Source organism: Oikeobacillus pervagus, assembly GCF_030813365.1.
Classification (GTDB): domain Bacteria; phylum Bacillota; class Bacilli; order Bacillales; family DSM-23947; genus Oikeobacillus; species Oikeobacillus pervagus.
Window position 1 is genome coordinate 1 of the sequence record NZ_JAUSUC010000075.1, and the last position, 8,239, is coordinate 8,239.

The 8,239-nt window shown below is 36.4% G+C and carries 7 protein-coding genes, 1 tRNA gene and 1 rRNA gene; 6 read left to right on the plus strand and 3 right to left on the minus strand.

Features of this window, described 5'->3' with window-relative positions:
* Positions 1–604 precede the first annotated feature (604 nt).
* The 4 genes from J2S13_RS15990 to J2S13_RS16005 all read left to right on the plus strand — a co-directional run bounded on the left by J2S13_RS15990 (position 605) and on the right by J2S13_RS16005 (position 3,881).
* Positions 605–2,281, plus strand: a complete 1,677-nt coding sequence (locus J2S13_RS15990; protein WP_307258849.1) for an SWIM zinc finger family protein — start codon at positions 605–607, stop codon at positions 2,279–2,281.
* A 108-nt stretch (positions 2,282–2,389) separates the two neighbouring features.
* On the plus strand, positions 2,390–2,497 hold the full coding sequence (locus J2S13_RS15995) for a putative holin-like toxin (protein WP_307258850.1): 108 nt from the start codon (positions 2,390–2,392) through the stop codon (positions 2,495–2,497).
* A 712-nt stretch (positions 2,498–3,209) separates the two neighbouring features.
* Positions 3,210–3,566, plus strand: coding sequence for a putative zinc-binding protein (locus tag J2S13_RS16000; RefSeq protein ID WP_307258851.1), 357 nt, complete (start codon positions 3,210–3,212; stop codon positions 3,564–3,566).
* A 242-nt stretch (positions 3,567–3,808) separates the two neighbouring features.
* Positions 3,809–3,881, plus strand: a tRNA-Ala gene (locus J2S13_RS16005).
* A 171-nt stretch (positions 3,882–4,052) separates the two neighbouring features.
* Here the strand turns inward: J2S13_RS16005 and J2S13_RS16010 are convergent.
* Complete coding sequence (locus J2S13_RS16010; protein WP_307258852.1) at positions 4,053–4,553, minus strand: DUF2165 family protein; 501 nt, start codon at positions 4,551–4,553, stop codon at positions 4,053–4,055.
* 168 nt (positions 4,554–4,721) lie between these two features.
* Between J2S13_RS16010 and J2S13_RS16015 the strand changes: the two genes are divergently transcribed.
* Positions 4,722–4,844 carry a hypothetical protein gene (locus J2S13_RS16015; RefSeq protein WP_307258853.1) on the plus strand — a complete coding sequence of 41 codons (123 nt, stop codon included), beginning with the start codon at positions 4,722–4,724 and terminating at the stop codon, positions 4,842–4,844.
* A 149-nt stretch (positions 4,845–4,993) separates the two neighbouring features.
* Here the strand turns inward: J2S13_RS16015 and glpT are convergent, their stop codons facing one another.
* Both glpT and J2S13_RS16025 read right to left on the minus strand, forming a co-directional pair.
* Positions 4,994–6,352 (minus strand): glycerol-3-phosphate transporter, encoded by a 1,359-nt coding sequence (gene glpT, locus J2S13_RS16020; protein ID WP_307258855.1) that lies wholly within the window; start codon positions 6,350–6,352, stop codon positions 4,994–4,996.
* 431 nt (positions 6,353–6,783) lie between these two features.
* Entirely contained in the window at positions 6,784–7,458 is a 675-nt protein-coding gene (locus J2S13_RS16025) for an MgtC/SapB family protein (RefSeq protein WP_307258856.1), read from the minus strand.
* A gap of 712 nt (positions 7,459–8,170) precedes the next feature.
* Between J2S13_RS16025 and J2S13_RS16030 the strand changes: the two genes are divergently transcribed.
* A 16S ribosomal RNA gene (locus J2S13_RS16030) occupies positions 8,171–8,239 on the plus strand; the annotation flags it as partial.

Genomic DNA, 8,239 nt, shown 5'->3' on the forward strand with positions numbered 1-8,239 from the left:
TATTTGCCGTCTAGCATACATTTATGATAGAGTGCTTTCTCTTTTTTTGACTAGAAATATGCCTCAGGTACCCCCGAGTAAAATTTTACACATAGTAAATATTTTGAGGGAAATGTTTGAAAAGGTGAGGAAGTAGCGCAAAAACTTGCGGGAAATAGGCATAAATCTGGGGGAATCATCAAATCCCCGGAGAAGTGGCGCAAATATTCCTAGAACAAACGCAAATTCCTATGGGAAATGTTCAAAAGCGAGCGGGAAATCATCATATGTCGTAATTTGCTCATTTTTCTAAAGAGAGATCTTAAGGATTAGGGAAGGGTTTTGCACCATTTCTTTCGGTAATAAACAAGGGCATCGCGATTGCAGTCGATGCAAGTTTTTTAAAATAATCATATCCCCTATTCACCACCTTCCAAAATTCAGTGAAATGCTTATTATAAATACGCGTGAACCAATAGCAAGTGAATCATTTCCCGGTCCATCTTGGAATCCCTCCTCTCTTTTGGGGCTAGATAAATTCCTTCTTTCCCATCCTGATCTGTTTTCAAAATTAAAATGGATACGATACAATAAATGAAAATCCTGATATGGAGGGGATGATAGAGTGAATCTTAGTCATTTTGAGGATTCTATAGATGATGTCATTTTGGAACGGGGAGAAGATTATTTTAATCAAGGGAATGTTAAAAAGATCAATGAAGTGGAACCGAATCGGTATTTGATAGAGGTCATTGGTTCTGAACCCTATGCAGTGGATATCTTTCTTAATGAAGATGAGGATGTTGTTGAGACCACTTGTGACTGTCCTTATGATTGGGGAGAATTTTGCAAGCATCAAGTTGCCGCGTTTTTCGCTTTGAGAAATAAGAGAAATGTTCATCAGAATCAAACAAATGTTCAAACTCCATCTAATCAAAAAGTCGACCTTAACACCATTCTTGCTAATCTTGAAAAAGAAGAGATTATTCGAATGATGATAAGCATATCAGAAGAATATCCGGAAATTAAAAGTAGATTACTATTTAAATATTCGCCAAGCGAGAATGTGATTTCCACTAGCAAAAAATTGGTGAAAAAATATATCAACCAGTATAAACATCGGGGTTTTATCGAGTGGAATCATGTATCATCCGCACTTACTGGAGCTTATATGGTACTGAATAAGGCAGAAGAGAAAATAGTGAATGATGAAGTGGAAATAGCTGTTTCACTTAGTCTAGTTGTTTTAGCCAATGCGATGGACATGCTGAATTACAGTGATGATTCAAGTGGAAATGTAGGATCTGTAATTATAAATAGTTTGGATACGATCTATGAAGCGGTGTCTTATGGAGTTGATAAAATAAATGAGGATCAAAAAGAACGAATCTTTTCAACTTTAATGAAGGAAGCGTTACATCGTCGTTATGAAGGATGGGCTGAATGGCAAATAGATCTTCTCAAAAGCACGATATTGTTGAGTGATACAAAAGGGAGAAGACAGAAGTTGGAAAGAAGATTAAATAAGATGTTGGAAACAGCGACAGATCATTCCTGGGGGGCATCTTATGTCACGGAAAATATTCAACTATTGCAATATGAATTAATAGAAAGATTTGATGATGAGGAAAAGAGACGTCAATTTTATAAGGCGAATATCCATAATAAGTATATTCGTGAAAAGGTTATAAAACAATTATTGGAAAAGGGTGAATATGAGGAGGTCATCGGGCTTTGTGAGTTAGGGATTAAAATCGACGAGAACAACGGTCACCTTGTTCAGCAATGGAAGAAGTATCAGCTGCAAGCCTATGAAGGATTAGGTGATACTGCTAACAAGAGGAAATTAATGTTAGATTTTTTATATCATAATGAATTCCAGTACTATCCAATATTGAAAACATTATATGAGCCGAATGAGTGGGAATTGGTTCTTAATAAGATTCTTGAAACCTTTGAGAAAAAGCCTTATCTTCCTATAGTTTATTTGGAAATCATTAAAGAGGAAAAAATGATTGATAAAATTCTTGCCTACTGTGAGGATGAGATTTCTACCATCGAAGAGCTGTATCCGTATCTTATCGAGAGTCATTTTGAAGATGTGAGAAAATTATTTGTTCAATCTATAAAGTCCCAGGCAGATCAATCTAGTAATCGCAAGGAATATCGAAGGGTCTGCAAATTAATCAAACTTTTTAAAAAGGTATGTGGTGATGAGCCCAGTCAAGTCATCATTGACGAACTTAAACAGACTAACAAGAGAAGACCAGCGTTCGTGGATGAACTTGGTAAAATTAAATAAATAAGACAATAGTAAGTAGAATAGCGAACATGTGTTTGTTATAATGTAATTGTAACTGCATGAAGCAAGGTGGCGACTGAACTCCCTGTTTAGGAAGGGGGGGAGGCCTTGACGACATTCGAAGCATTCAGCCTGTTAGCACAATCTAGTTTAATACTTATCGCTTTAATCACACTGATCGTAACCATTGTCGTCCATCTAAATAAAAAGAAATAGCCAACCTCCCTGCCAGTAAGGTTAGCTATTTCTATTCGTAACATCCTTTTTCGGTCGCTACTTACAGTGCGGCATGAAGTTGCGGTGATCGGGTGTCTCAGCACTCGATCATTTTTTTATTATATATTCATTATACCTAAAAGTATTCGTATTCAAAAGAAGAAATTCCCGGTAGAGTCAAGGACCCAAAAATTCAACATAACAAGTCGAAAATACTTTGAAAAATATTTCCTGTTTGATTCATTATTAATAGGAACAAAATGTAAAAGTGTTCGGATGGCTGACGCTAGTTTTACATTTTTCCGGAGATATATAGGGCTATTTAGGAAATTATGCTTATTTTAAATAAAAATAACTGATAATGAAGTTTGAAGGACTAGGAGCTTTATTAAAAAAAAGACTTTGTTGAATGAATAAAATTCTGTCTGGTTTTTAAAGTTGTCTAGGAAATTTAGTGGATTTTAGAACTATTATCAATGCTATATATTCCAGGGCGGGCTGTGATATTGTCAAATTTTGTCGAGAAATCGATATATAGCAAAAGTCGATCATAAATTGATGAAAGTCGATCATAAATTTCAAAAGTCGATCATATATTTTTCCCGATTTTTCTAAAATCGTTACATAAATCACATCTTTTTTGGGACGAGTCGATTAAAATCATGTCGAGTGAAAAAAATGTAGCAAAAAGCAGAGAAGGGGGGAGTGCGTGATGAAAAGAACTGATTTACCTCTTGTTTATTCATGTTCTGGATGTTCTTCGGCCGCGCAAACTGCTAATATGATTGCGATTAAAATGGATCGGGAAAATGTGGCTGAAATGTCCTGTATTGCTGGAGTGGGGGGCGATGTGAAACCGCTTGTGAGAACGGCTAAGTCAGGACGGGATATCATCGCCATTGATGGGTGTCCGTTAGCCTGTTGCAAACATTGTCTGGCTAAACATGATGTTGAACCAAAACATCATTTTGTCTTATCAAACTTCGATGTGCCGAAAAAAATGGGGGAAGACCCAGATCCAGACTGCTATTTGAACGCCTACAATCAAATATTGGCGCGTACGAAATAGGATTTTGAAAAATGAAAAAAGAGTCTAATTTTGAAATTAGGCTCTTCTTTATAGTTTATTGTATAAAAAGTTTTAACTAGGGATTCGTACTAGGTCATAGTTGTATAATCACTAATCCCTTTTTTTATTCTTTCTTTTTAATGCCATAACTGCGTCGGAGGTAAAATGGAGAAAGGATGCGTTTAAATCCCTTGACATTCACGCATAAGCCTTGTACATTATCAATATAAGAATTACCTTTTGGGGCATTAGCTCAGCTGGGAGAGCGCTACACTGGCAGTGTCGAGGTCAGCGGTTCGAGCCCGCTATGCTCCATCTTTCAGACCCCTTGGTACATAAGGGGTTTTATTAATTTTTACCGAACCCCATGCTTTTATAAATAAGTATTTTGCCGACGAAACCCACATAACTTAATGATTCCCCTTGTCTCGAGGGGTTTCTTTATTTTTTCTGTCCCATCCCTTCCTCTACTTTTCCCAATTGAATTTAATCATCATTTTTAATAGAGATAAAAATTAAGCAGGATATGATATACAGCGAAATGCGCGTTGCACTAGATGTACCGTCCCATGTTTTGGACATCCACATCCCGAACCATTCTGCTGCAATCACTTGGAATCCGAGAAACCATAATAAAAGCCCAATTAATAGTCCTGCGATGGCATAGCGTTTGGCATGATGGAATTCTGCTGATGGTGAATTCAAGTGACGGTATAAATCGCAAGAACCGATGAAACAGAGAATGGTGATGAGGACTTCGACAAAAATGATCAAAAGATAGATAAAATGATGGAAGGTGTCATTCGTGATCGCCCGGTACATCATCGCATTTCCTGGGAAGGTCGTATCCATGGACAGAACATGCTGGACAAATTGAAAGTTTGTGTGATAATCGGTTGTATTTCCAATAACAATGAATAACCCGAGAAGACCGACGGAAAATGTGAGGATACATTTTGATAAGCGAATGACAAATCTTGTAGTCAATTTCAATCGCCCCCTTACTTGTCTATACCTATTCAACTAGTAAAACTATATACCAAAGGTTTTTAGGGAAAATTTGTAGTTTAAGAAATTGGTAAGAGCCATGTTTTATATCAAAATTTTTTAGGGGATGTTGATGGTGTGAAGCAAGGTCAGGAATAGTTGGACTTAATGTTTGAGGCAAATGAGATTGGGGTAAGTGTAGAGGAAGTACGAATGTTTTTAAGAAAAGGTTACGAGCATAATGAAGAAGAGGAAATCCAAGCTTTCGAAAAAGGAAGAGGCCGAGATTAAAAATACCTCATCATCTACAATAATTGTTTTCATCATGTAAAAGTCACCTTTTTCAATAAACAATTGTATTATGAGGTTGAAAGATTCTTTTCTAATTTTATCCATAAAAATAGAGAAAGTGAATTTCGGATCACTTTCTCTACTTTCCATTAATGTTTTACGACTTCTTGTCCACGTACATTCCAAGTAAAAGCGAACACGATGGCTGCAAGTGCACATGAAGCGGATAATAATGTAAATCCTGCATTCCATCCAGAAGCATCGACAATTACCCCCATTAAAGCATTAGCTGTCACTGAACCACCTAGGTAACCGAATAATCCAGTTAAACCTGCTGCAGTACCAGCTGCTTTTTTCGGTACAAAATCAAGGGCTTGAAGACCAATTAACATAACCGGTCCATAAATTAAGAACCCAATCGCAATCAAGCAAGCCATATCGACCACTGGATTTCCCGGTGGGTTGAACCAGTAAATAAGAACAGCGATTAATACTCCTAGCATAAAGACAAATCCTGCAGGACCGCGACGTCCTTTAAAAATTTTATCCGAAATCCAACCACATAATAATGTTCCTGGAATTCCTGCCCACTCATAAAGGAAATAAGCCACACTAGATTTGCTCATATCAAAGCCTTTTTCTTCACTTAAATAAGTTGGGGCCCAGTCCAATACTCCGTAACGGACAAAATAGACGAAGATGTTTGCGACGGCAATGGCCCAAACCCATTTATTATTTAATACATATTTGAACAGAATTTCTTTCGTAGATAATTCTTTTTCAAATGTTTTCTTTGTTTTACTAGGATAATCATTACGATATTCTTCAATCGGTGGCAATCCCACAGATTGAGGGGTATCACGGATTAAGAAATAAGAAAGGATTGCTACTGCAATTGCAGCTAAAGCGGGCAAAATAAATACTCCTTCATAATTTGAAGTACTTCCAGCTAGTCCTGCAAACATCGCAGCACCTGCAACAGCTAAAGGAGCCATTAATCCTCCACCGACATTATGGGCAACATTCCATATAGCCGTTTTATTTCCCCTTTCATTGATACTGAACCAGTGAACGAGGACACGACCAGATGGTGGCCATCCCATTCCTTGGAACCAACCATTTAGGAATAGCATAATGAACATAATGGCTACGGATGAAGTAAAGAAAGGAACAAAGCCTAGTAACAAACTAATGATTGCCGATAAAATCAAACCAGCGGGTAAGAAGACCCTTGCATTACTTCGGTCCGATACCGTCCCCATCACAAATTTACTAATTCCATAAGAAATAGAAATCGCAGATAAAGCAAATCCCAGCTCAGTCTTTGAAAATCCCTCTTCAGCTAAATAGGGCATAGCAAGCGAGAAGTTTTTTCGAATTAAATAGTATGCCGCATACCCGATGAAGATCCCTATAAAAACCTGCAGTCTGAGTTTTTTATACTCAGAATCAACTTTCTCTTTAGGTAATCGTTCTATAGGGGGTGCAGGCCTAAATAGTTTAAGCATTTTTCTCAACCTCCTAATGTTATGATGAACAAGTTGTAAGGAAAAAATAAAAAAAACTCACACGTTTTCAACTCCTCTAATACAAAAAGGGGCTAAAAAAGTATGAGTTCTCCAAATCTCTATCATGATTAACTTGTTATGGCCTCATTATAATCTCAGATGTAAGCGGCGTCAAGATGAGGAAGTATGACAATTGTCATATATGATTATGCCTTCTTTTGAAAAAAGCGGTGAGTGATTTTAACGGATTTGGTTGAGTTAAAAATCCTCTAAAGTTTTCATCGACTTTACCATAGAATGATAAGTGGCTTGGCTCGGTCTCCGCATAATGAAAATTGGGGAAACTGTAGCCGAAATAAGTGTACATGCCGAACAAATCAAGGCCGGTTAAGCTGACCTTGATTTGTATACTTCTAAATTAGGTTCATCTCTTACAACCCTTCAATTTCGACATTTTCTACACTAGGTAATTCAGAAACCACATAATACACATCTGTTGTTCGTCTTCTGTAATCCACAGTGACGATAAATTCCAATAAATGCGTTTTATTATTCTCATTCTTCAGATCTTTAATATGAATGTGTTCAATGGAAATTTTATTTTCTTTTAATTTATTTATCACTTGTACGATTTTATCCTTTTCAGATAATGTCATTTTGATTTTTAATTCTTTCGCTCGAAGTTGTTTGGGCCCGAAGTATTTAAATAAGTGTGGGATGATCTCAACGCTTAATATTAATAAAATAACTCCAGCCGTAGCCTCAACATAAAACCCGGCTCCAACGGCAATTCCAATCCCGGCCGCTCCCCAAATTATCGCAGCTGTCGTTAACCCCGATATACTATCATTTCCTCTTCTTAAAATGACCCCTGCACCAAGAAATCCAATCCCTGATACGATTTGTGCCGCTAATCGCAATGGATCCATCGTAATATTTACTTGATCATCTCCGGGAAAGATATAGGGGGATTCGCTTGAAACGATGGTCAATAAACAACTCACAATCGATATCACTAAACACGTCTTTAGACCTACTGGTTTTCTTTTTAATTCTCGCTCTAAGCCAATGATCATTCCCAAAACAGCAGAAATCACCAATTTCATTAAAATATAAACATCAATAAAGGATTCCAAAAAAAATCACCCCAGTTCTTTCCCTTTCCTGTTGTTCAAAATAATTAAATAGAAGAGATCGTTACGGAAAAAGATAGGTGTTCATAGTCACCCCGCCTCATGTTCCCTATCTTAAAAATAAGTTAAACCTACATGAAAAATATCATCTTATATAAATGCATATGATAGTCCAGAAAAAACAAAAGCCATAACTGTACTAAAAATTAATGTGCCTCCATGAACTTTCCTATTTGGTTCACTTATTTTTAAGGCTTCGATATAAGAATAACAGAATAGATAAATTGCCATAATAAATGAAATATACAGAGAGATCGTTTGAAGTATTATTTTCTTCACACCTTCCTTCAGTGAGGATTATTTTTTAATTATGAAGGGATCGGAAAAATTTTAACAAAAAGAAAGGGAGGCATTTTAAAATTGATTCACTATATATATATGTATGTACAAGTTAATAAAATCATGTTGAAAATTTTTTTGAAATAATTCTTGTGTCATAGTTATTATTGTGATATATTATTATTTGTCCGAAAGACAGATGAAAAAAGTAATTGACAAAATAAATTTCATTTTGTATACTTTAAAAGTCGCTCTTTTAGAAGCGTAATTGATCTTTGAAAACTGAACAAAACGAAGCGTAACCATAATGTTTTAACAATGTTAATTTTTATGAGCTAAATCAAATTCTTTGGAGAGTTTGATCCTGGCTCAGGACGAACGCTGGCGGCGTGCCTAATACATGCAAGTCGAGCGA

Bases quoted from the DNA above. Each gene is read 5' to 3' on its own strand.
- J2S13_RS16000 (WP_307258851.1), top strand. From the start codon at position 3,210: ATGAAAAGAACTGATTTACCTCTTGTTTATTCATGTTCTGGATGTTCT.
- J2S13_RS16015 (WP_307258853.1), top strand. From the start codon at position 4,722: ATGTTTGAGGCAAATGAGATTGGGGTAAGTGTAGAGGAAGTACGAATG.
- glpT (WP_307258855.1), bottom strand. From the start codon at position 6,352: ATGCTTAAACTATTTAGGCCTGCACCCCCTATAGAACGATTACCTAAA.
- J2S13_RS16025 (WP_307258856.1), bottom strand. From the start codon at position 7,458: ATGAAATTGGTGATTTCTGCTGTTTTGGGAATGATCATTGGCTTAGAG.